At 54.8% G+C, this 332-nt stretch carries 1 pseudogene; it reads left to right on the top strand.

The window, feature by feature from the left end:
• Window positions 1-183 precede the first annotated feature (183 nt).
• Window positions 184-332: pseudogene (locus tag EOD29_RS30965) on the top strand (LysE family translocator); the annotation flags it as partial.

The raw sequence follows: 332 nt of genomic DNA, 5'->3' as shown, positions 1-332 counted from the left end.
TCTGGCGAGCCTCAGGATCTGAATGATCTCGAAAAGCCGCGAGGCCTTGCGCATTTTGCCACTCCATTTCTCACGCTCCTGACAATACACTGTCAGTTGGGTTTGCGTATAGAGCCGCCTATCGGATTGAAATCAATCGGTGTCTTTTGAAAATGGCCCGTGGAACTGAAGGTGGCAACTGACATGAATTACCATGAAAACCTCTGGCTCTTCTTTACCCTTCTCTTCGGCATCATCATCGTGCCGGGCATGGACATGCTCTTCGTGCTCGCCAATTCGCTGACCGGCGGCGTCAAACGCGGGCTGGCGGCGACCGGCGGCATCATGGCCGG

It is taken from the genome of Mesorhizobium sp. M1A.T.Ca.IN.004.03.1.1, from assembly GCF_003997555.1.
Taxonomy (GTDB): domain Bacteria; phylum Pseudomonadota; class Alphaproteobacteria; order Rhizobiales; family Rhizobiaceae; genus Mesorhizobium.
This window is presented reverse-complemented; position numbering and strand designations above follow the sequence as displayed.